General features: G+C 55.4%; 18 protein-coding genes. 13 read left to right on the top strand and 5 right to left on the bottom strand.

All coding sequences use genetic code 11. The features are described 5' to 3' along the window. Positions 1-144: 144 nt before the first annotated feature. Entirely contained in the window at positions 145-3,405 is a 3,261-nt protein-coding gene (locus HALTITAN_RS18840; protein ID WP_009288043.1) for a DNA translocase FtsK, read from the bottom strand. 131 nt (positions 3,406-3,536) lie between these two features. Here HALTITAN_RS18840 and aat point away from each other — a divergent pair, with 131 nt between their 5' ends. From aat to infA, 3 genes are all read left to right on the top strand, one after another. Continuing rightward, on the top strand, positions 3,537-4,283 hold the full coding sequence (aat, locus tag HALTITAN_RS18835; RefSeq protein ID WP_009288042.1) for a leucyl/phenylalanyl-tRNA--protein transferase: 747 nt from the start codon (positions 3,537-3,539) through the stop codon (positions 4,281-4,283). A 63-nt stretch (positions 4,284-4,346) separates the two neighbouring features. Next, complete coding sequence (locus HALTITAN_RS18830; RefSeq protein WP_039860143.1) at positions 4,347-5,081, top strand: arginyltransferase; 735 nt, start codon at positions 4,347-4,349, stop codon at positions 5,079-5,081. Positions 5,082-5,212: 131 nt separating this feature from the next. After that, positions 5,213-5,431: a translation initiation factor IF-1 gene (infA, locus tag HALTITAN_RS18825; RefSeq protein WP_007111068.1), complete on the top strand. Its 219-nt coding sequence runs from the start codon at positions 5,213-5,215 to the stop codon at positions 5,429-5,431. Between the two features lie 191 nt (positions 5,432-5,622). On the opposite strand, the gene clpA is transcribed toward infA, so the two are convergent. The 3 genes from clpA to HALTITAN_RS18810 all read right to left on the bottom strand — a co-directional run bounded on the left by clpA (position 5,623) and on the right by HALTITAN_RS18810 (position 10,920). Further along, positions 5,623-7,899 carry an ATP-dependent Clp protease ATP-binding subunit ClpA gene (gene clpA, locus HALTITAN_RS18820; protein ID WP_039860138.1) on the bottom strand — a complete coding sequence of 759 codons (2,277 nt, stop codon included), beginning with the start codon at positions 7,897-7,899 and terminating at the stop codon, positions 5,623-5,625. Between the two features lie 139 nt (positions 7,900-8,038). Then, entirely contained in the window at positions 8,039-8,347 is a 309-nt protein-coding gene (gene clpS, locus HALTITAN_RS18815) for an ATP-dependent Clp protease adapter ClpS (protein ID WP_035538640.1), read from the bottom strand. A 338-nt stretch (positions 8,348-8,685) separates the two neighbouring features. Beyond that, on the bottom strand, positions 8,686-10,920 hold the full coding sequence (locus tag HALTITAN_RS18810) for an NADP-dependent isocitrate dehydrogenase (protein ID WP_009288040.1): 2,235 nt from the start codon (positions 10,918-10,920) through the stop codon (positions 8,686-8,688). A 175-nt stretch (positions 10,921-11,095) separates the two neighbouring features. Between HALTITAN_RS18810 and HALTITAN_RS18805 the strand changes: the two genes are divergently transcribed. The 9 genes from HALTITAN_RS18805 (at position 11,096) to HALTITAN_RS18765 (ending at position 20,012) form a co-directional block, all read left to right on the top strand. Beyond that, positions 11,096-11,731 carry a pseudouridine synthase gene (locus tag HALTITAN_RS18805; RefSeq protein ID WP_009288039.1) on the top strand — a complete coding sequence of 212 codons (636 nt, stop codon included), beginning with the start codon at positions 11,096-11,098 and terminating at the stop codon, positions 11,729-11,731. Next, a complete protein-coding gene (locus HALTITAN_RS18800; protein WP_039860137.1) occupies positions 11,731-12,171 on the top strand; it encodes an NUDIX hydrolase in 441 nt (146 codons plus the stop codon). The genes HALTITAN_RS18805 and HALTITAN_RS18800 overlap by 1 nt, the downstream gene beginning before the upstream one ends. A gap of 82 nt (positions 12,172-12,253) precedes the next feature. Then, positions 12,254-13,441 carry a tRNA 2-thiouridine(34) synthase MnmA gene (gene mnmA / locus HALTITAN_RS18795; RefSeq protein ID WP_039860136.1) on the top strand — a complete coding sequence of 396 codons (1,188 nt, stop codon included), beginning with the start codon at positions 12,254-12,256 and terminating at the stop codon, positions 13,439-13,441. After that, complete coding sequence (gene hflD, locus HALTITAN_RS18790) at positions 13,438-14,076, top strand: high frequency lysogenization protein HflD (protein ID WP_039860134.1); 639 nt, start codon at positions 13,438-13,440, stop codon at positions 14,074-14,076. The genes mnmA and hflD overlap by 4 nt, the downstream gene beginning before the upstream one ends. 83 nt (positions 14,077-14,159) lie before the next feature. Continuing rightward, positions 14,160-15,545 (top strand): adenylosuccinate lyase, encoded by a 1,386-nt coding sequence (purB, locus tag HALTITAN_RS18785; protein ID WP_009288038.1) that lies wholly within the window; start codon positions 14,160-14,162, stop codon positions 15,543-15,545. Between the two features lie 63 nt (positions 15,546-15,608). Beyond that, complete coding sequence (locus HALTITAN_RS18780) at positions 15,609-16,799, top strand: cupin domain-containing protein (protein WP_022520430.1); 1,191 nt, start codon at positions 15,609-15,611, stop codon at positions 16,797-16,799. Further along, positions 16,799-17,224 carry a GNAT family N-acetyltransferase gene (locus HALTITAN_RS18775; protein WP_039860133.1) on the top strand — a complete coding sequence of 142 codons (426 nt, stop codon included), beginning with the start codon at positions 16,799-16,801 and terminating at the stop codon, positions 17,222-17,224. The genes HALTITAN_RS18780 and HALTITAN_RS18775 overlap by 1 nt, the downstream gene beginning before the upstream one ends. A gap of 400 nt (positions 17,225-17,624) precedes the next feature. Further along, positions 17,625-19,223 carry an isocitrate lyase gene (locus tag HALTITAN_RS18770; RefSeq protein ID WP_022520433.1) on the top strand — a complete coding sequence of 533 codons (1,599 nt, stop codon included), beginning with the start codon at positions 17,625-17,627 and terminating at the stop codon, positions 19,221-19,223. Between the two features lie 318 nt (positions 19,224-19,541). Continuing rightward, positions 19,542-20,012 (top strand): outer membrane lipoprotein, encoded by a 471-nt coding sequence (locus HALTITAN_RS18765; RefSeq protein ID WP_022520434.1) that lies wholly within the window; start codon positions 19,542-19,544, stop codon positions 20,010-20,012. An 86-nt stretch (positions 20,013-20,098) separates the two neighbouring features. On the opposite strand, the gene HALTITAN_RS18760 is transcribed toward HALTITAN_RS18765, so the two are convergent. Further along, positions 20,099-20,380 (bottom strand): hypothetical protein, encoded by a 282-nt coding sequence (locus tag HALTITAN_RS18760; protein ID WP_027959688.1) that lies wholly within the window; start codon positions 20,378-20,380, stop codon positions 20,099-20,101. Between the two features lie 176 nt (positions 20,381-20,556). On the opposite strand from HALTITAN_RS18760, the gene HALTITAN_RS18755 reads away from it, so the two are divergent. Then, positions 20,557-21,039: an FKBP-type peptidyl-prolyl cis-trans isomerase gene (locus HALTITAN_RS18755; RefSeq protein ID WP_022520436.1), complete on the top strand. Its 483-nt coding sequence runs from the start codon at positions 20,557-20,559 to the stop codon at positions 21,037-21,039. The last annotated feature ends 39 nt before the right edge of the window (positions 21,040-21,078 follow it).

Below are 21,078 nucleotides of genomic sequence, written 5' to 3'. Positions count from 1 at the left end.
TTGCTTAAAAATCAAGCAGTGAGGTCGGCTTAACCGGCCATGGCTAACTCAAAAACGTAACAATCAGACGAGAAAAACGCCGCAGGGTTTCACCCGCGGCGCTACTTTCACGCTTATTGCATAATTGTGGCTTTCATCAAGCGGTTAGTGGCCCACCGGAGGCGGGGCAAGCACTTCCCGAGCACCGTTAGAGCCCATAGAGGTCACCACACCGGCGCCCTCCATTGCCTCAACTAAGCGAGCGGCCCGGTTATAGCCAATTTTAAAGCGACGCTGCACGGCGGAAATCGAGGCTTTGCGCGTTTCAGTGACAAACTGCACGGCTTCATCGTAGAGCGCATCCTGCTCCGCATCGTCGCCATCCCCCCCCTCAGCCTCAAGACCCGTTAAGGCATCGGCGGATACGCCACCAGAAAGGATCTCTTCGATATACTCGGGTGCTCCACGGCGCTTCCAGTCATCGACCACGCGGTGTACTTCGTCATCGTCCACAAAGGCACCGTGGATGCGGTTAGGTGGTCCGGAACCTGCAGGCAGATAGAGCATGTCACCATGCCCCAACAGACTTTCAGCGCCGCCCTGATCCAGAATGGTGCGCGAATCAATTCTGGATGAGACCTGAAACGCCATCCGCGAAGGAATGTTGGCTTTGATCAAGCCAGTCACAACATCCACCGAGGGGCGCTGGGTAGCCAGAATCAAATGGATACCTGCGGCGCGTGCCTTTTGCGCCAAGCGCGCAATCAGCTCTTCGACTTTTTTGCCGACGATCATAAACATATCGGCAAACTCGTCGATCACCACGACGATGTAGGGCAGTTTCTCCAGCACTGGATGCGGCTGATGCACTTCCCAGGGCTGCGGTTCCCAGAGCGGGTCTGCCACTTGGGCACCGGCGCGCTCCGCTTCATCCAAACGGCCATTGAAGCCCGCGATGTTGCGCACACCCATGGCCGCCATGAGCTTGTAGCGGCGCTCCATCTCGGCCACGCACCAGCGCAGGCTGTTGGCCGCTTCTTTCATATCGGTGACCACGGGCGCCAGCAGATGGGGAATGCCGTCATATACCGACAGCTCCAACATTTTCGGGTCGACCATGATCAGCTTTAGCTCACTAGGCTTCGCTTTAAGCAGCATTGAGATCAGCATGGCGTTAACGCCCACCGACTTACCCGACCCGGTGGTACCGGCTACTAGCAAGTGGGGCATCTTGCCCAGGTTGGCGACCACAGGGCTGCCACCAATATCTTGGCCTAACGCCATGGTGAGTGGTGACGTCTCCTGCTGGTAACGGTCGGAGTCGATAACTTCGCGCAGGCGGATCATGGCCCGGTTGGGATTAGGTATTTCAATACCCACCGTGGGACGCCCTGGAATAACCTCGACCACTCGCACACTTTTCACCATCAGGGAGCGCGCCAGGTCTTTGGCAAGGTTACTGATTTTAGACACTTTGACGCCCGCGGCGGGCTTGATCTCAAAGCGGGTAATCACCGGCCCAGGCCAGGTATCCACCACTTCCGCTTTCACACCGTATTCGCGCAGCCGCACTTCAAGCAGCTCAGCCATATCAGCCAACTGCTCGTCACTATAATTGGGTTGATACGGTTCTGCAGGTGTCAACAGCTGCAAGCTCGGCACGTCGCCCTCAGGTTCGTCCAGAGTTTCAAAAGCAGGCCGCTGGCTCTGCAAATGCTCCACGGTCCACAGGGCGGGGCCTTCATCCGCCTCTGGCGTGCTCTCTTCGGGCGCAAAGCTGGGTTCTTGGCGAGCTGCTGGGGTGGGCGTGGACGGAGGAGTAGTCGTTGAGTGCGCTCCTCCATCGCGGCCTTGGGCATACAGCTCATCATCCATCTCTTCATCGTCCCACACCGGCTCAGGCACTACTTCCGCTACACGTTCAGGTTTACGTGCAGGCTCAGGCGCGGTGACGCGCTCAGGGCTCCAGGCAGCATCAGTGTCACCAATATGTGGCTCACCAACACGTGGTTCAGCTTGGCTGCTGCTGGGATCAGCGGTGAGTGATGGCTCACTGCGACGCTCAACGGGCGCGGCATGAACAGTCTCTTTCTCGGCGGGCGCCTCATCGCTGGCAAAGAAGTTACTCCTGGCAGGCGCCGGAGGCTCTTCTTGACGAGTAGCACGCAGCGGGAAGGAAGTCTCGGCTTCTTTGGGTTCATCACCGGGCGCAGGTGCTTGAGTCTCAGGCGCTGCTGACGTTACCTCTGCCTGGACAAAGGCATTTTCCCGCGGCGCTGGGGGTGCCGCTGCTCCCTCCTCTTCTGCCGTTTTAGCCGCTGGCGTCACTGACGGGGCTGCCCCAGGCGCTGAAACCGTCGGCTCCGCGGTAGGTGTCGAAGAGATAGGCGCGGGTGTTTTAGCAGGCACATGCTTATTACTTGAAAACGCTGCGGCCTCCCAGGGAATCGAAGTATCCGTGGTTTCGTTGCTATTTGAAGGACTCGCTTCTGACGCATTGCTCTCTGAAGAGCTGTTCGCCTCACGACTGGAAAGTGGTACAGAGAAGCCTGGCTCACGGCGTTCGCGGCCACTGGGGCTTTTGCCTACTGGCTCTGCCGCAGGCTTTATCTCAGCGGGTGCAGCTTCAGGTTTAGCTTCTTGAGACTGCGCTTCAGGCGCTGCTTGAGGCTTGGCCGCAGTTTTGGCAGTTTTAGCAGCCGCTCGCTGAGCAGCGCGCATACGACGCGCTTGGCGTCGTGCCGATAACCAGCTACCCAACCGACATATGCGCTTGCCGAGCTCATCAGCCACTTGCAGCCACGACATACCACTAAACAGCGGAAAGCCGCTTAAAATTAACGCCGCAGCGATTAAACCAACGCCACCACTTCCCACTAAAGGCCTTAACGCACCGACCAAACCTTCGCCCAAAATACCGCCTGAGGCATAGGGCAGCATGCTATCAGGGTGATAAAAGTGCAGCGCCCCCAACATGGTAGTACCGAAAATAAGTAGCACTAAGCCACCCGCATGGACAGCAATTGCCACGGGGTCGAGTTCAAAACGTACCTGGCGTGAGCGAATCAGCCACCAAGCGGCAAAGCCGAACATACCCGGCCACCACAAAGCGCTGGCGCCAAGCAGTGAGTAGAGAACATCGGCCAGCCAAGCGCCAACCTGCCCCATCCAGTTACCCACATCTGTCTCAGGGCCCTGATAAGACCAGCCTGGGTCAGAGGGTTGGTAACTAAATAGCGCTAATAATAAGAAAACACACAGCGCCAGCAGGATCACCACTACGCCTTCGCGCACGGAGCCTTGTAAGCGCAGGCCAAAACGACGAGCCTTATCCTTTGCGGCGTTAACGCGCGCAGCTGAAGCCGATGATGGTGTTTGACGCGCGCTACGCTGCGTTCGCTTGTTTACTGCTTTATTCACTTTCAAGCGACTCTCCCTTTACACCTCAATGGCGTCTTTAATCCACTTGCGAGTTTGCATGATACCGAGCATCCTTCCGCCGTCACAGAGGCTATCGTAAAGCGCTCAGTACAAGAACGTCGTAACAGGAGCAAGTAATGCTACCTTGGCTTTCCTCGCCACATCCTAATTTTCCAACTACCTCCCAAGCGCTGGCCTCCCCCAATGGCCTACTGGCCGCCGGAGGGGAGCTCTCGCCCGCTTGGCTGGTAGAAGCCTATCGGCAGGGCATATTTCCCTGGTTCAGCGACGACGACCCCATTTTGTGGTGGAGTCCAGACCCGCGCATGATACTCCTACCTGAGCAATTTAAGCAGCGTCGTAGCCTCACCAAACGATTACGCCATGGTGGCTTTCATATCACCCTGGATCAACACTTCGATCAGGTGATTCAGGCCTGCGCCGCCCCGCGTGGTGAAGAGGCGGGCACCTGGATTACAGACGAAATGCGCGAGGCCTACGGGCTACTGCATGCTCTAGGCATTGCTCATAGCATCGAAGTCCATCAACACGGCCAATTGGTGGGCGGGCTGTATGGCATCGCCATGGGGCCGGTGTTTTTTGGCGAGTCGATGTTCTCCCACGCCCCGGATGCTTCGAAGGTAGCGCTGGCCCATCTCGCCAGGGCCATGCGCGAACATGGCGGAAAACTCATCGACTGCCAAATGCACACGCCTCATCTGGCAAGCCTGGGCGCTATTACAGTCGCTCGCGAGGCATTCATCAACTATCTTAAAAACTGGTTACCCGATAAGGCATTTACGTTTACCACGTCACCCACTGAAACACCCACTGTTCCTGCATCGCTCTGGCTTAAGGCGATTGCCACCGAGGGTAATGCGTAGTGATGAACCATAGTGACGAACTTATTCTGTTCCAACCATTTTTTTACAACGAGGAGGCAGGCCGTGAGTAGTAACACTCCGCGTCGGCCGGTGCGGGATTTGCGCTTTTTCCTTACCGTGCCGCATGCCTGTAGCTATTTACCCGGCAAGGAAGCGACAACGCTGTTTCTCGACCCGCAGGAGTCGCCCGTTCCAGGTGTCTATGACTCGCTGGCGCTGCTAGGGTTTCGTCGCAGTGGGCGCCATCTTTACCGCCCTCACTGTGAGGGCTGCAACGCCTGCCGCTCGGTGCGTATTCCGGTTGACCAGTTTGCGGCTAACCGCACGCAACGAAAAATTTGGCGCCGCAATGCCGATATAAGCATCCGTATTGTGCCTGCTCACTTTGCATCTACCCACTACTCGCTTTACGCGAATTACATTCGTCAGCGCCATGCTGACGGCGATATGTTCCCGCCCAGCCGCGAGCAGTACCGCACCTTCCTTACCCTTGATGAGTCCTATGCCCATCTGATGGAGATGTACCTCGACGAAGAGCTGGTTGGTGTGGCTGCATTCGACCAGTTGGAGCATGGGCTCTCGGCAATCTACACCTTCTTTGCCGTTAGCGAGACGCTGGATAAGCGCTCACTAGGCACTTTTGCCATTCTTCAGCTCATCGAGCTCAGCCGCGAAAAAGCGCTGCCGCACCTTTATTTAGGGTATTGGATCGAAGAGTGCCGTAAGATGCGCTACAAGCAGGCTTTCGCGCCATTGGAAATACTCGATGGACGCCATTGGCGGCCGCTGATTCGCTAAAAATGCCAGCTTTTTTGCCTTGACGACGGGCTTACGGCACAATATAGCGCTGTTTCTTGAGTGCCCACCTAGCGGCACTCAAATTCTGACCGATAATGACATTACTAACTCATCAGTGAGGACATGCCTATATGGCACGCGAAGATCATATTGAAATGGAAGGCGTTATCGTCGATACCCTTCCGAATACCATGTTTCGGGTTGAGCTGGAAAACGGTCACGTTGTTACCGCTCATATCTCCGGCAAAATGCGCAAAAACTATATCCGCATTCTGACCGGCGACAAGGTAAAAGTTGAGCTGACACCTTACGACCTGTCTAAAGGCCGTATCGTTTACCGCTCGCGCTAAGTCGTTACACCATTAACGCGTTCGGCTGATTTTAACTGCCCCAGCTAGACTGTCCTTTAACGACAGCGCCGATCAGCGTCAATGGCGGTTCACTAAAAACGACAACGCCCCGTCGATGACAGGGCGCTGCGTTTTTATGCATATAGCATGAGTATTAGAAAGATAGCTTTTAGCACGGCTTAGCGCCCTTTTCAGGGCGCATCAGCCATCTCAGTCTCTGTGGAAAGGTGTAACTCGCCCTCCTCCAGGCTAACGTGGACAATACCGCCCTGATCAGCCAGTTCTCCGAACAGAATCATTTCGGCTAATGGCTTCTTCAGCTTCTCTTGTATGAGGCGCGCCATTGGACGTGCACCCATGTCAGGATCGTAGCCTTTATCGGCCAGCCAATCCCGCGCCATGTCGTCTACATCCAACTGAACACGCTTCTCATCCAACTGCGCCTGTAGTTCGATCAAGAACTTGTCGACCACATTGCGCACCACCGAGACCGGCAGCGAGTGGAACTGAATAATACCGTCCAGGCGGTTGCGGAACTCCGGTGAGAAGGTACGGCGGATCACTTCCATGGCATCGGTGGAGTGATCCTGGTGCTGGAAGCCAATGGAGCGACGCGACGCCTGCTCCGCACCAGCGTTAGAGGTCATAATCACGATAACGTGACGGAAGTCCGCTTCACGCCCGTTGTTGTCCGTTAAGCGGCCATGATCCATGACCTGCAGCAGCAGGTTAAAGACTTCCGGGTGCGCTTTCTCAATCTCATCCAACAACAACACGCAGTGCGGCTGCTTGGTCACCGCTTCAGTCAGTAGACCACCCTGGTCGTAACCGACGTAGCCCGGAGGCGCGCCAATCAGGCGCGATACGGTATGGCGCTCCATATACTCGGACATATCAAAGCGCACCAGTTCAATGCCCATGATATGCGCAAGCTGTTTGGCTACTTCAGTTTTACCCACACCAGTGGGGCCTGCAAACAGGAAGCTACCAACGGGCTTATCGGGAGATTTAAGCCCGGCCCGGGACAGCTTAATAGCCGCAGAGAGACTATCAATCGCCTCATCCTGACCGAACACCAGCATCTTCAGGTCACGATCCAGCTTCTCGAGCAGCTTACGGTCGGAGCTTGAAACACTCTTCGGTGGGATACGTGCAATGGACGCTACCACGGCTTCCACTTGCTCGATATCGATCGTCTTGGCGCGCACTTCTGGCGGCAATAGACGCTGGTGAGCCCCTGCCTCGTCAATCACGTCAATCGCTTTGTCGGGCAGGAAGCGGTCATTGATGTAGCGATCCGCTAAGCGTGCGGCACTTTCAAGCGCACCATCGGTGTACTTAAGTTCGTGGTGCTCTTCAAAGCGTGAACGCAACCCTTTGAGGATTTTGATGGTGTCCTCCACCGACGGCGCCATCACATCCACTTTCTGGAAGCGCCGTGCCAGGGCACGATCTTTCTCAAAGATACCGCGGAACTCCTGGAACGTAGTCGAACCAATGCAGCGCAATTCGCCCGAAGAAAGCAGCGGCTTGAGCAGATTGGACGCATCCATCACGCCACCAGAGGCGGCACCTGCACCAATCACAGTATGAATCTCATCAATGAATAGCACAGCGTTAGGCTGCTTGCGTAGTTCGCTCAGCAGGCTTTTGAGGCGTTTCTCAAAATCACCACGGTACTTGGTACCGGCCAGTAGCGCGCCCATGTCCAGCGAGTAGACCACTGCATCGGCAATAACATCGGGAACGTCTTCTTCGACGATACGCTTGGCAAGGCCTTCGGCCACTGCGGTTTTACCTACACCCGCCTCACCGACTAACAACGGGTTGTTTTTGCGCCGACGGGCCAGAATTTGTACCACGCGCTCAAGCTCGTGGTCGCGGCCAATCAGCGGATCAATTTTACCCAGCCGTGCCTGTTCATTGAGATTGGTAGCGTAGCCAGTGAGCGGATGCGCAGCGCCCTCACTGCCACCCTCCTCCGCGTCTTCACTCTCAGGTGAAGAAGGCGAGGGAGACGGCCCGTGACCGGCCACTTTGGAGATACCATGGGCGATGTAGTTGACTGCATCGACCCGCGCAACGTTCTGCTGCTTAAGGAAGTATACCGCCTGACTCTCCTGCTCGGAAAAGATCGCCACCAACACATTGGCACCGGACACTTCGCTTTTGCCAGATGACTGAACGTGGAAGACTGCCCGTTGTAAAACACGCTGAAAACCAAGCGTGGGCTGGGTCTCACGATCACCCTGGCCTTCTGGAATCAGTGGCGTAGTCGAGTTAATAAAATCCTGCAGATCGGACCGCAGCTTGTCGAGGTTAGCCCCGCAGGCCTTCAGTACGTCTACCGCTGAGGCATTATCTAGCAACGCTAGCAGCAGGTGCTCAACGGTCATAAACTCATGGCGCTTTGAGCGCGCCACGGTGAAGGCCGTGTTCAGGGTCATTTCAAGTTCTTTGCTCAGCATGGCAGTCCCCTTTTCGCTACTACCTAGGGCGTGTCGCCACCTAGGGCTTGCGTCGGATCAATTTAGTCGACCGGCACTCTCAACATCGGGTACAAATGGCACGGTTGCAAGCCTCACCACCAATTATTTCTCAACGCTTTTAATTGGCGGCCTCAATATCACTTATCAACGGGTGCTCACACTCACGGGCATATTCATTTACCTGATAGCTTTTTGTTTCGGCTATATCGCGCGTAAACACGCCACAAGTGCCCTTTCCTTGGGTATGTACGGCGAGCATGACCTGAACGGCCGTCTCGCTGTCCATGTTAAAAAAATCTTGCAGCACTTCAATGACAAATTCCATCGGCGTGTAATCGTCGTTGTGAAGCACCACCTTATAAAGCGGTGGTTGCGCCAGCGCCGGTTCTGCTGACTGTACCGCTATATCACCATCTTCATCGGGCATATCTGGCCGCGTCATCCCCGCTTTTACGGGTAACACGATCAAGTATGAGCTATCTTGGTTGGGCATAAGCTGCACGGTTGGTTGTCTCGACACTGACCGATGGAAGCGTTTATCAGACCTCACATCGCCAATTCACTAGTGTAGTTTCTTAACTGTAGCCTCTTAACTACTATAATTTCTTAACTACTATAGCTTATTAGCCTAAACGTAAGACGCTTTCGATCAGCAAGGGTTCATGGAAAACTTAAAATATTACAGAGCGCAATAGCGAGTGCAATGCAAAACCCCCGCCCGCCAAGCGGACGGGGGTCAATCAGCCTAATCACAGGCGGTCTCTATTAGCCTTTTGCGACCATGGCAAGCGTTTCGTTGAGAGTCTGGCTGGGGCGCATCACCTTAGCCGTCAGCTCGTGATCCGGGTGGAAGTAGCCACCAATATCCGCAGGCTGGCCCTGAACGCTGTTCAACTCATCGACAATGGTCGCTTCTTTGGCCGTTAGCGCGTCAGCCAAGCGTTTGAACAGCGTCTGCATTTCGCTATCTTCGCTCTGCTCTGCCAACGCTTCAGCCCAGTATAGCGCTAAATAAAAGTGGCTGCCGCGATTGTCCAGCTCACCCACTTTGCGCGACGGCGACTTGTTGCTATCCAGGAACTTGCCGTTCGCCTGATCGAGCGCTTTAGCCAGCATTTTTGCCCGAGCGTTATCGAAGGTGCTGCCCAGGTGTTCAAGGGATGCCGCCAGGGCCAAAAACTCGCCCAGCGAATCCCAGCGCAGATGGTTCTCTTCCAGCAACTGCTGAACGTGCTTGGGAGCAGAGCCGCCAGCGCCGGTCTCAAACAAGCCACCGCCATTCATCAACGGTACGATTGAGAGCATCTTGGCGCTGGTGCCGAGCTCCATAATCGGGAACAGGTCAGTCAGATAGTCGCGCAGTACGTTACCGGTGACGGAGATAGTGTCTTCGCCCTTGCGGATACGCTCCAGAGAGAAGCGCATGGCCTCTTCTGGCGTCATGATACGAATATCCAGGCCAGCGGTATCGTGCTCTTTTAAGTAGCTCTCGACTTTCTTGATCAGTTGAGCATCGTGGGCGCGCTGGGCGTCCAACCAGAAGATAGCCGGCGTTCCGCTTTCGCGGGCACGATTAACCGCCAACTTCACCCAATCGCGAACCGGGGCATCCTTGGTCTGGCACATCCGCCAAATGTCGCCCTGCTCAACGTTGTGCTCAAGCACTACATTGCCGCTGGCATCGGTGACGCGTACGGTACCGTCGGTAGGAATCTGGAAGGTCTTATCGTGGGAGCCGTATTCTTCGGCTTTCTGGGCCATCAAGCCTACGTTGGGTACGCTGCCCATAGTCGTCGGATCAAAGGCACCGTGCTGTTTGCAATCATCGATGACCGTTTGATAGATACCGGCGTAGCAACGATCAGGAATGACGGCTTTGACGTCGTGCAGTTGGTCGTCGGCGCCCCACATTTTACCGGAATCGCGGATCATCGCCGGCATGGAAGCATCGATAATCACATCGCTGGGCACGTGCAGGTTGGTGATCCCTTTATGGGAGTTCACCATCGCCAAACGCGGGCGCTCGGCATAAAGTGCTTGAATCTCATCCTCAATCTGGGTCTGACGCTCTTCCGGCAGTGACTTAATGGCCGAATAGAGATCGCCGATACCGTTATTGGGGTCGAAGCCCGCCTGCTGGAGGTCATCTGCGTGCTTACTCAGCACGTCCTGATAAAACTCGCTGACCACCATACCGAACATAATCGGGTCAGAGACCTTCATCATGGTCGCTTTAAGGTGCAGCGAGAACAGCACGTCTTTGGCTTTTGCGTCAGCGACTTCGTCGGCCACAAAACGACGCAGCGCGTTACGGCTCATGACCGAAGCGTCGACGACTTCGCCTTCCAGTACCGAGGTTTTCTGCTTGAGCACCGTGGTGCTGCCGTCTTTAGCGACCAGCTCGATCTTGAGATCGGTGGCTTTTTCAATCAGCGCGGACTTCTCGCTGCCGTAAAAATCGCCTTCACTCATATGCGCCACATGGGACTTGGAGTCGCTGCTCCACTCACCCATGCGGTGGGGATATTTGCGAGCGTAATTCTTGACCGACAGCGGAGCGCGGCGATCCGAGTTACCTTCACGCAACACCGGGTTAACGGCGCTGCCTTTAGTCTTGTCGTAGCGCGCCTGAATGTCTTTCCCTTCATCGCTCTGGGGCGCTTCAGGGTAGTCAGGAAGTTTGTAACCCTGCTGCTGCAACTCTTTAATCACCGCCTTTAGCTGAGGCAGAGAGGCGCTAATGTTGGGCAATTTGATAATATTAGCTTCTGGGGTCTTGGTCAGTTCGCCAAGCTCCGCCAGGTGATCGCCGATCCGTTGCTCTTCGCTCAGATAGTCAGGGAACTGAGCAATGATGCGAGCGGCCAGGGAAATATCGCGGGTCTCTACCTGAATGCCGGCAGAATCGGTAAAGGCATCGATAATCGGCAGTAGGGAGTGCGTCGCGAGCGCGGGCGCTTCGTCAGTGAGCGTATAGATGATCTTCGGCGTTTTGGTCATTTTTGCGTTAACCTCTCTCTTTTCGCTGCGATGGCAAGAAATCTTGAGCGGAGCGCGAGCTCAACGATGGGCGCCCCATCAGGTAGCCGGAGTATACCAGCGCTGCCCGCCATGCGCATTGTCGACATACCCATTCCTGAGAGTGAATAGAAAGTAAAAAGGGCAACGAGAAGTCATGAGCAACCTTTATTTACTGCATAAGCCTTTCCAGGTACTGAGCCAATTCAGCGACCGTGAGGGGCGGCAAACCCTTGCACAGTATGTCGATGTGAAAGATATTTACCCCGCAGGACGGCTTGACTACGACTCTGAAGGCCTACTGCTGCTCAGCGATGATGGCGAGCTGATTCACCGCATTTCTCATCCGCGCCATAAGCAGCCCAAAACCTACTGGGCCCAGGTGGAAGGGCAAATCGATGACACGGCATTGAAGGCGTTGCGCCAAGGCATTGCGCTGAAAGATGGCCCAACGCAGCCGGCCAAAGCGCACAGAATAGATCCGCCTACGACCGCACCACGCCACCCTCCCATCGACCCCAAACGCCACCCCTCGACTAGCTGGCTGGAGCTAACCATAAGCGAAGGCCGTAACCGCCAGGTTCGCCGTATGACTGCTCATGTCGGCTACCCCACCCTGCGCTTGATTCGCGTAGCGATCGGCCCCTGGCGGCTGGATGGTTTGGCACCTGGCGAATGGCGCAAAGAAGCCCTACACGCGCCCAGACCGACGAATACACCCCCAAGTCAGCGACGAATAGCTCCGCAAAAAGATCAGCGTAGGCGGCCCACCACAAAACGCAGGAAACCCTGATGAGCCTTATTCGCAGCACGGCTGCCTGCGTCATCCAGCAGGGCGAGCGCTTTTTGATGGTAGAAGAGCAGCGTGGCGGCCCGCAAAGTGTGTTTAACCAACCCGCTGGGCATATTGAACCCGGCGAAGGTCCCATAGCAGCCATTCTACGCGAAGTAGTGGAAGAGACTGCTTGGCAGGTATCGCTCACCGGATATTTGGGTTTATACGTATTTCATACCGACGAAGGGCAAACGTTTCACAGCCACGGTTTTATTGCTGCGCCGCTTCATCAACTCGACCTTCCCCTCGACCCGGATATCTTCGCCACCCACTGGCTTACCATTGAGCAAATACGGTCGTTAGATCAGCAGGCGCGCCTACGCAGCCCGCTGGTACTCAAACGTATCGAGGATGCACTCAGCGGGCCTGGCTATCCCCTGTCGGTGATTCGCGAGTGAAGCACTCGAAGCCATTACCCCCCATCGTGTATAATCCTCGCCCAACTGCACACTGCTTATTTGCACCCTACTTCAACTGAGGATGCCCATGTCATCCACTGAACCAACTACGCCAGGCTCATCCACCACTGAGTCATCCGCCACAGCCGCTAATGGCAAAGTGATTGTCGGTATGTCCGGCGGCGTCGACTCGTCCGTTTCGGCCCTTCTCCTCATGCAACAAGGCTATGAGGTCGAAGGCCTGTTTATGAAAAACTGGGATGAAGACGACGGAACCGAATATTGCACGGCCAAAGAGGATCTCGCCGACGCCGAGGCGGTCTGCGCCAAACTGGGCATTAAACTGCACACCGCTAACTTTGCCGCCGAGTATTGGGATAATGTATTCGAGCACTTTTTAGCCGAATACAAAGCGGGCCGCACGCCCAACCCGGATATTCTGTGTAACCGGGAGATCAAATTTAAGGTCTTCCTTGAGTACGCTGAAATGCTCGGAGCCGACAAAATCGCCACCGGGCACTATGTTCGTAAAGGGCATGTTAGCCAAGGCGATGGCGATGTTCGCCCGCGCCTGCTGAAAGGCCTGGATAGCAATAAAGATCAAAGTTACTTCCTGCATGCAGTGCCAGAAGCCGCCATTGCCCGTACTCTGTTTCCCGTAGGTGAGCTGGAAAAGCCCGCCGTACGCGCGCTTGCAGAACAGCACGATTTGATCACCGCTAAGAAAAAAGACTCCACCGGCATCTGCTTTATCGGCGAGCGCCGGTTTCGCGATTTCCTCCAGCAGTACCTGCCCGCCCAGCCCGGTACCATTGAAACGCCGGATGGCGATGTCATCGGCAAACATATGGGGCTGATGTACTACACCCTGGGCCAGCGCCAGGGTCTAGGCATTGGCGGGCTTGCCAACTACTCCGAAGACCCCTGGTACGTGGCGGCAAAAGATCTTGATCGCAATGTACTGATCGCGGTGCAGGGTAAGCATGACCAGTTGCTCTACTCCGATATCTTGGTCACAGAGGCCATGGATTGGGTGGCGGGTGAGCCGCCGGTTCAGCAGGGGCGCTTTACCGCCAAGACGCGCTATCGGCAAAGCGACTGCAGCTGTGAAATGCGCGCGCTGCCCGACGGTGGCGTTGAGGTCACGTTTGACGACCCGCAGTGGGCGGTCACCCCTGGCCAGTCGTTGGTGCTTTACGATGGCGACATATGCTTGGGCGGCGGCGTTATTCGCGCTACCTGGAAGAAAGCCGCGGAGGCTGCTGCATGAATCCTACCCCGATTCATCGCGCCCCCGATTCTCCGGCAGTCCGCCAAGCACTTGCCCTTGCTGGCGTCTTTCAAGCCGCCAGCCTGGTCGATGAGCTGGCTCGCACCGGGCAGGTCGACACCCGCGCCTGGGAAACGCTTATTGAGGCCACTGTGGATACTAACCCGGAAAGCTTCGAGGCGATTTATGGCGGGCACCCCAATAATCTGCGCCGCGGCCTGGATACCTTAGAAGCCCTGGTGGGGCGTAAGCAGGCGAACCCGGTGGTGTTGCGCTACGGTTTTTCGCTGCTGATGCTAATGAATAAGCTGCGTACCAATAACGACATGATGGATTCACTGGGCCAAAAATTAACCCGCATTCAGGGTCAAGCCGAGCACTTTGGCACTACCCATGAAAACGTGGTGGCCAGTCTTGGGGAAGCGTACCAAGAGACGATATCCACCTTTAAAACCCGCATTGTGGTGCAAGGGGATCCATCACTGCTGCAGAGCCGCATGATGCCTGAGCGTGTACGCGCTTGCTTAATGGCGGGGATTCGCTTTGGATTATTGTGGCACCAGCAAGGCGGGCGCCGCTGGAAACTGGTATTCCAGCGTAAAGCGCTACGCCGGGCACTGGATAGCCTCGACTAGACGGCTACTCTGTTCTCGATCGACGTCTTTTCAATTAACTTGCTCTCGACTAATTTTCTTTCGAACCTCCTGGAAACGATGCCATGCAACTCTCCGCTTTGACCGCCCTCTCCCCCGTCGACGGCCGCTACGCCTCTAAAGCCGCCGCCCTGCGCGAACACTTCAGTGAATTCGGCCTTATTCGCGCCCGTGTGATTGTGGAGGTTCGCTGGCTACAGCGCCTGGCTGAGCATGCTCAGATTACCGAGGTACCGCGCTTATCTGCTGAAGCTACCGCGTTCCTTGAGCAATTGATTCGTGAGTTTTCTATCGCGGATGCCGAACGCATCAAAGAGATCGAGCGCACCACCAATCACGACGTCAAAGCGGTTGAGTACTTCCTAAAAGAGAAGATTGCAGGCCAAACCGAGCTGCATGCGGTCACCGAATTTATTCACTTTGCCTGCACCAGCGAAGATATCAACAACCTCTCTTACGGCGTAATGCTCAGCGACGGCCTGAACGCCATGCTGCCCACCATGCACGAGGTTGCCGATGACATTGCCAAGCTAGCCATTGCCCACGCCGCCCAGCCGATGCTGTCGCGTACTCACGGTCAAACCGCCACCCCGACCACGCTGGGCAAAGAGATGGCCAACGTGGCGTACCGCCTTAAGCGCCAGCTGAAGCAGATCGAAGCGGTGGAAGTACTCGGCAAAATCAATGGCGCTGTGGGCAACTATAACGCCCACCTGACCACCTATCCGGAGATCGATTGGGAAGCCAATGCCCGCACCTTTGTGGAAGGCTTAGGGCTGACTTTTAACCCTTACACTACCCAGATCGAGCCCCACGACTATATCGCCGAACTGTTTGACGCCATTTGCCGCTTCAATACGATCCTGATCGACTTCGATCGCGACGTTTGGGGCTATATCTCACTGGGCTACTTTAAGCAGCGCACGGTTGAGGGCGAAATTGGCTCCTCGACCATGCCACATAAAGTCAACCCGATTGATTTTGAAAACTCCGAGGGCAACCTGGGCCTGGCCAACGCTGTGCTTAGCCACCTTGCGCAAAAGCTGCCAATCTCCCGCTGGCAGCGCGACCTGACTGACTCCACCGTGCTGCGTAACCTTGGCGTGGGCCTGGCATATGGGTTGATTGCTTACCACGCCAGCCTCAAAGGCATCAGCAAGCTGGAAGCCAACCCTGAGCGTTTAGACGCTGATCTGGATAACAGTTGGGAAGTGCTCGCCGAGCCGATTCAAACGGTGATGCGCCGCTACGGTATTGAGAAGCCCTATGAAAAACTCAAGCAACTGACTCGCGGCAAACGTATTGACCAAGCAGGCTTTGCGGCGTTTATTGATACCCTTGAACTGCCCAGCGAGGTCAAAACCGAATTGAAGGCGCTCTCACCGGCCAACTATATTGGTAATGCCCAGGCGCAAGCCGAAGCACTGACACATCAGTTAAACTCTCTGTAACCCATTTGTTGTGACCAACTTGCTGTGACCAACGTTACTGCGACCACTACACCAGGACACGCCATGAACCATCACGATAAGCCGCTAACACTGCTGGGCGATCTTACCGCCGCAGACTTTCTGGCCAATTATTGGCAGCAAAAGCCGCTGCTGATTCGTGGCGCCATGCCCGACTTCATCAGCCCGATTGAAGCCGATGAGCTGGCCGGACTCGCCTGCGAGCCTGGCGTAGAGGCGCGTTTGGTTGAAGAGGAGGGCCCGGATGGCCCTTGGCAGGTCTCCCACGGCCCCTTCGATGAAGCCACTTTTGAACGGCTCCCGGAAAAAAACTGGAGCCTTCTGGTGCAAGCGGTTGACCACTATGTTCCATCGGTGGCTGCGCTAATGAATGAGTTTGACTTCCTACCTCGTTGGCGGCTCGATGACGTGATGATCAGCTACGCACCTCCTGGCGGAAATGTGGGTGCGCACATCGATCAGTACGATGTCTTTTTACTCCAGGCCAGCGGCCACCGCCGCTGGCAGCTGGGCGGCAAGCTCACGGAAGATGCGCCGATCATCCAAGGTATCGATCTCCGCATCCTGAAAGAATTCACCGTAGAGCCCGACTCCGACTGGGTGCTTGACCCCGGCGACATGCTTTATCTCCCTCCCGGCTGGGCGCATCACGGCGTTAGCCAGAGCGATGATTGCATGACCATTTCAGTTGGCTTTCGCGCTCCTTCGGCCGATGAGGCGATCACCTCCTACGCCGACTATTTGGGCGAGCAGTTGCCTGCCTCTCAGCGTTACAGCGATGCGGGCATGGCGCCTGCTCAGCAGGTCGGTGAACTGGACGACGCAGCCGTTGAGCGTATGCGTCAGCTGATTATGTCGACGCTGGATAACCCTACTCAGATTGCCCAGTGGTTTGGCCGGGTGATGACTCAGCCAAAATATGTCGATCAAGTGGTACCGCTTGAAACACCGTTGGACGAAGAGGCGCTTGTTGCTCAACTACAAGAGGGGGAGCCGCTCTACCATATGCCTGGCTCACGCTTTGCCTGGCGTCGCGATGCCAGCGGTACCACGCTATTTGTGGATGGTGACGGCCACGCCTGTTCAACTGAATTAGCCAAACGCCTAGCCGACACCACCCCTCTCTACGCCGAAGACCTTGAGCTTGACGGCGCAACTGCGCTCATCACCCAGTTGGTCAATACCGGCAGCCTCGGCTTTATGAGTGATGAAGGTGATGACGACGAGGAGTATTAATGGCGATTACCCACATTAGCACTGGCAGTTGGGAAACGCTGGGCCCAACGGCCAGCGAGATCCGCCGCAAGGTATTTATTGAAGAACAGAGCGTGCCCCAGGATGAGGAGTGGGATGGCCTGGATCCGGCGTGCCAGCACTTTCTCGCCATGCTTGATCAGCAGCCGGTAGGCACCGCACGACTGCTGCCCGACGGGCATATAGGCCGCGTCGCCGTACTCGCTAATGCCCGTGGCAGCGGTATTGGTGTACTGCTGATGCAGGCCGCGATTGAAGCGGCACGCCATGCGGGCCACGCCCAAGTGGCCCTGAGTGCCCAGGTACACGCACTGGCGTTCTATGAGCGTCTAGGCTTTATCGCCCATGGCGATGAGTTTCTGGATGCAGGCATCCCTCATCGAGAAATGACGCTTTCGCTCGATTAACAAGCCCTCTTGGTGGATCTCTAGCACTGCCTCGGCAGTGCTTTTTTATGCGCTCTTGCCGCCATCTTGACGAAAAACGACTACACAAACCCTCCCTTCCTCTACCTCCCTGTCGTCGGGTTACAACGGCCTCTGCCCCCAAGTGTCAATTGTTGAAGGCGCCATCCTCGTGGATAGTTATTGCATTGCAGCGTTAAGCGGATTGGGTCAATCCATCAAGCTCAACGCTGTAGCTGAGGTCTCTAGCGTTACTGCTTCCAGCTTTCAAGACGTTTGCATGAGAGACGATTGACCTAGAGACACAATCACGAAAATCAATAATGCTAAATACAACTTCGCAGGTGCAGCATAAGCAAAAGCTGATTTGCGAAACACTATCCAGCCCGAAGAGGATAAGCTCATGACAGGACTGCTCGACGATATCAAAGCCATGGCCCAACTACGCGAGGCTCAAGGCGGCAAGTGGGAAACCATCAAACCTGAGTATGCCGCTCGCATGCGTGCACAGAACCGCTTTCACACTGGCCTGGATATTGCGCGTTACACCGCCAAGATCATGCGCGAAGATATGGCCGCCTATGATGCCGATACCGCCCAGTACACCCAGTCGCTAGGTTGCTGGCACGGCTTCATTGGTCAACAGAAGCTAATCTCGATCAAGAAGCACTTTGGCACCACCAAACGTAGCTACCTCTACCTTTCCGGCTGGATGGTTGCCGCGCTACGCTCCGAGTTCGGCCCGCTGCCCGACCAGTCGATGCACGAAAAAACCTCCGTCGCGAACCTGATCGAAGAGCTCTATACCTTTCTAAAACAAGCCGATGCCTGGGAGCTTAACCACTTGTTCCGCGCCCTTGATGAAGCCAAAGAGGCTGGCGACAAATCAAAAGAGCAGGAACTGATCGGTAAAATCGATAACTACGAAACTCATATCGTACCGATTATTGCTGATATCGACGCTGGCTTTGGTAATGCAGAAGCCACCTACCTGTTAGCCAAGAAGTTTATTCAAGCGGGCGCCTGCTGCATCCAGTTGGAAAACCAGGTCTCTGATGAGAAGCAGTGTGGTCACCAGGACGGTAAAGTTACTGTGCCCCACGAGGACTTCCTGGCCAAAATCAACGCCGTGCGTTACGCCTTTTTGGAACTCGGCATTGAAGATGGCGTTATCGTCGCGCGTACCGACTCACTCGGCGCAGGTTTGACGCAAAAAATTGCCGTTACCAACGAGCCAGGCGATCTCGGCGACCAGTACAACAGCTTTTTGGACGGCGATGTGATTGAAAACGCCGCCGATATCAACAACGGCGATGTGGTCATCAAGCAGAACGGCAAACTGGTTAAACCCAAGCGCCTCGCTTCGGGCCTCTACCAGTTTAAACCCGGCACCGGCGAAGACCGCGTTATACTGGACTGCATCACCAGCTTGCAAAACGGCGCCGACCTACTGTGGATCGAAACCGAGAAGCCCCACGTTGGCCAGATCGCCAGCATGGTCAACCGCATTCGCCAGGTCGTGCCGGATGCCAAACTGGTCTATAACAACTCTCCGTCGTTCAACTGGACGCTCAACTTCCGCCAGCAGGTGTTCGATGCATGGCAGGAAGAGGGTAAAGACGTTTCCGCTTACCAGCGTGACAAGCTGATGAGCGCAGAGTACGACGATACCGAGCTTGGCCAGCTGGCCGATGAGTGGACACGCAATTTCCAGCGCGACTCGTCTCGCGAAGCGGGCATCTTCCACCACCTGATCACGCTGCCAACTTACCACACGGCTGCCCTGTCCACCGACAACTTAGCGAAAGGCTACTTCGGCGATGAAGGGATGCTGGCTTACGTGAAAGGCGTACAGCGTCAGGAAATTCGCCAAGGGATTGCAACCGTTCGCCACCAGGATATGGCAGGCTCCAATATCGGTGATGACCATAAAGAGTTCTTCCACGGCGATGCCGCGCTCAAAGCCGGTGGCAAAGACAACACCATGAACCAGTTTGGCTAATTAGCAGGTTTCAACACCATAGTTCACTATGTCCCCCTGCAACAGGAGGCCTTCGGGTCTCCTGTTTTTGCTTGGTTATACGTATTTGCACACTGTTTTCTTAATACGCTGTTAAACTCTTGGTTAAGCTTTTTTTGGCGACTGCTCTACCAACTTTGATCTTTTTTCATGAACGCTGGTCAAAGCCGTTAGCATCGGCTATCTTTAACGAACACTGTTCTATAACTGCATCTACTCTGTGCCTGCCCAGTTATGAGCGCTATATGGATAACAGGCCAATGGATGACAGCTATAAAAATAGACACTCTGGAGGTTTTAATGAAACGTCTTCTTCTACCTGTTGTAGCACTGAGCATTCTCACGCTGGCAGGCTGTGCCAATACGTCTGGCTACTCTGGTGATGTCTATCGCGGCAGCCAAGCCAAAACCGGTCAAAGTGTTACTTACGGCACTATCGTGGCGGTTCGCCCGGTGCAGATCCAAGCGGAAAGCCGTGCCGGCGGCCTTTTAGGTAGCGGCGGTGGCGCGGTTATCGGCGGTCTTCTGGGTAGCCAAGTCGGCGGTGGCTCTGGTCGTCAGTTGGCGACTGTGGCAGGCGCCCTGGGCGGCGCTGTGGCAGGTACGGCCGCTGAAGATGCGACTAACCGCGTTAATGCGCTGGAGATGGAAATTCGTCGCGATGACGGTACCGACGTGGTTGTCGTTCAGCGTGCGGATCGCCAGTTCCAAGCCGGCCAGCGTGTGCGTTTGATTGGCAATGGCGCCAACATGAGCGTGGCCCCCTATTAATCGAGAGCGTTAATCTAGCGCTTAAGTATCAAAAAAGCCCGGCCATCAAATGAGAGGACCGGGCTTTTTATTTTATCGCGAACAGCTTAGTGATGGGTTTTATTCCCAGCCCATTTAGCCAGCGCCATGATTGCCCAGCCAATCAGGGCAAGCAGGATGACGACCAGCAGCATTTCAACCGGCTGCACCAGGGTGGTGGCCCCCAACACTGCCAGCGTAATCACCCATAGATAGCGATTGTCGCCATGGCTTTTCAAAAAACCGGGCAACACCTTATCTAACCCCTCGCTAACGCCGCTATTCCAGCGCTGATAGACAAAATAAGCAATCAGGCAAAAAGCTATAAGCCAAATAATCAAGATCGTCATTACATGCTCCAAAAGTGATAGGGCAAAGGAAAAAATGATGGTTGTAGGGTATCCCTGGTCACCCTGACGCGCAATACCGCCGAAAGTGGTGAGTAGGAAAAAGCGTCGCTACCCCCTGACAAGCCGGCGCACACGCGTTACCATATTGGGACATGCACTCACCGAAAGGTTATTCCATGCAAATTGCGCAAAACTCGGTTGTCGCGTTTCACTACACCCTGACCAACGATGCAGGTGAAGTGCTAGACAGTTCCGAAGGCCGTGAGCCGCTTACCTACCTCCACGGCGCTGGTAACATTATTCCGGGTCTTGAAAAAGAGCTGGAAGGTCGTGCAGCAGGCGAGAAGCTGAACGTTGCCGTATCCCCTGAAGAGGGTTATGGCGAGCTGCAAGAGCAGCTGATGCAAGAAGTACCCCGCGATGCGTTCCAAGGCGTTGAAAGCATTGAGCCGGGTATGCAGTTCCAAGCCCAGACTCAAGGCGGCCCTCTGATGGTGACCGTTAAGAAAGTCGAAGGCGATACGGTCGTTGTCGATGGCAACCACCCGCTGGCCGGCCAGCAGCTCAACTTTGATGTTGAGATCGCTGAAGTACGTGAAGCAAGTGCTGAAGAAGTTGAGCACGGCCACGTGCACGGCGAAGGCGGCGTTGAGCACTAAGACGCTCGCGTAACCGCTGCAAAAAGGGCGACCCTATCG

The sequence above is a fragment of the Vreelandella titanicae BH1 genome (genome assembly GCF_000336575.1).
Classification (GTDB): domain Bacteria; phylum Pseudomonadota; class Gammaproteobacteria; order Pseudomonadales; family Halomonadaceae; genus Vreelandella; species Vreelandella titanicae.
The sequence above is the reverse complement of the archived record's forward strand: the minus strand, read 5'-3'. Positions and strand labels throughout refer to the sequence as shown.

What these genes read in the sequence shown, in the direction of transcription:
- aat (WP_009288042.1), top strand. Translation starts at nt 3,537, where the DNA reads ATGCTACCTTGGCTTTCCTCGCCACATCCTAATTTTCCAACTACCTCC.
- infA (WP_007111068.1), top strand. Translation starts at nt 5,213, where the DNA reads ATGGCACGCGAAGATCATATTGAAATGGAAGGCGTTATCGTCGATACC.
- clpA (WP_039860138.1), bottom strand. Translation starts at nt 7,899, where the DNA reads ATGCTGAGCAAAGAACTTGAAATGACCCTGAACACGGCCTTCACCGTG.
- clpS (WP_035538640.1), bottom strand. Translation starts at nt 8,347, where the DNA reads ATGCCCGATGAAGATGGTGATATAGCGGTACAGTCAGCAGAACCGGCG.
- HALTITAN_RS18810 (WP_009288040.1), bottom strand. Translation starts at nt 10,920, where the DNA reads ATGACCAAAACGCCGAAGATCATCTATACGCTCACTGACGAAGCGCCC.
- HALTITAN_RS18805 (WP_009288039.1), top strand. Translation starts at nt 11,096, where the DNA reads ATGAGCAACCTTTATTTACTGCATAAGCCTTTCCAGGTACTGAGCCAA.
- HALTITAN_RS18800 (WP_039860137.1), top strand. Translation starts at nt 11,731, where the DNA reads ATGAGCCTTATTCGCAGCACGGCTGCCTGCGTCATCCAGCAGGGCGAG.
- mnmA (WP_039860136.1), top strand. Translation starts at nt 12,254, where the DNA reads ATGCCCATGTCATCCACTGAACCAACTACGCCAGGCTCATCCACCACT.
- hflD (WP_039860134.1), top strand. Translation starts at nt 13,438, where the DNA reads ATGAATCCTACCCCGATTCATCGCGCCCCCGATTCTCCGGCAGTCCGC.
- purB (WP_009288038.1), top strand. Translation starts at nt 14,160, where the DNA reads ATGCAACTCTCCGCTTTGACCGCCCTCTCCCCCGTCGACGGCCGCTAC.
- HALTITAN_RS18780 (WP_022520430.1), top strand. Translation starts at nt 15,609, where the DNA reads ATGAACCATCACGATAAGCCGCTAACACTGCTGGGCGATCTTACCGCC.
- HALTITAN_RS18775 (WP_039860133.1), top strand. Translation starts at nt 16,799, where the DNA reads ATGGCGATTACCCACATTAGCACTGGCAGTTGGGAAACGCTGGGCCCA.
- HALTITAN_RS18770 (WP_022520433.1), top strand. Translation starts at nt 17,625, where the DNA reads ATGACAGGACTGCTCGACGATATCAAAGCCATGGCCCAACTACGCGAG.
- HALTITAN_RS18765 (WP_022520434.1), top strand. Translation starts at nt 19,542, where the DNA reads ATGAAACGTCTTCTTCTACCTGTTGTAGCACTGAGCATTCTCACGCTG.
- HALTITAN_RS18760 (WP_027959688.1), bottom strand. Translation starts at nt 20,380, where the DNA reads ATGACGATCTTGATTATTTGGCTTATAGCTTTTTGCCTGATTGCTTAT.
- HALTITAN_RS18755 (WP_022520436.1), top strand. Translation starts at nt 20,557, where the DNA reads ATGCAAATTGCGCAAAACTCGGTTGTCGCGTTTCACTACACCCTGACC.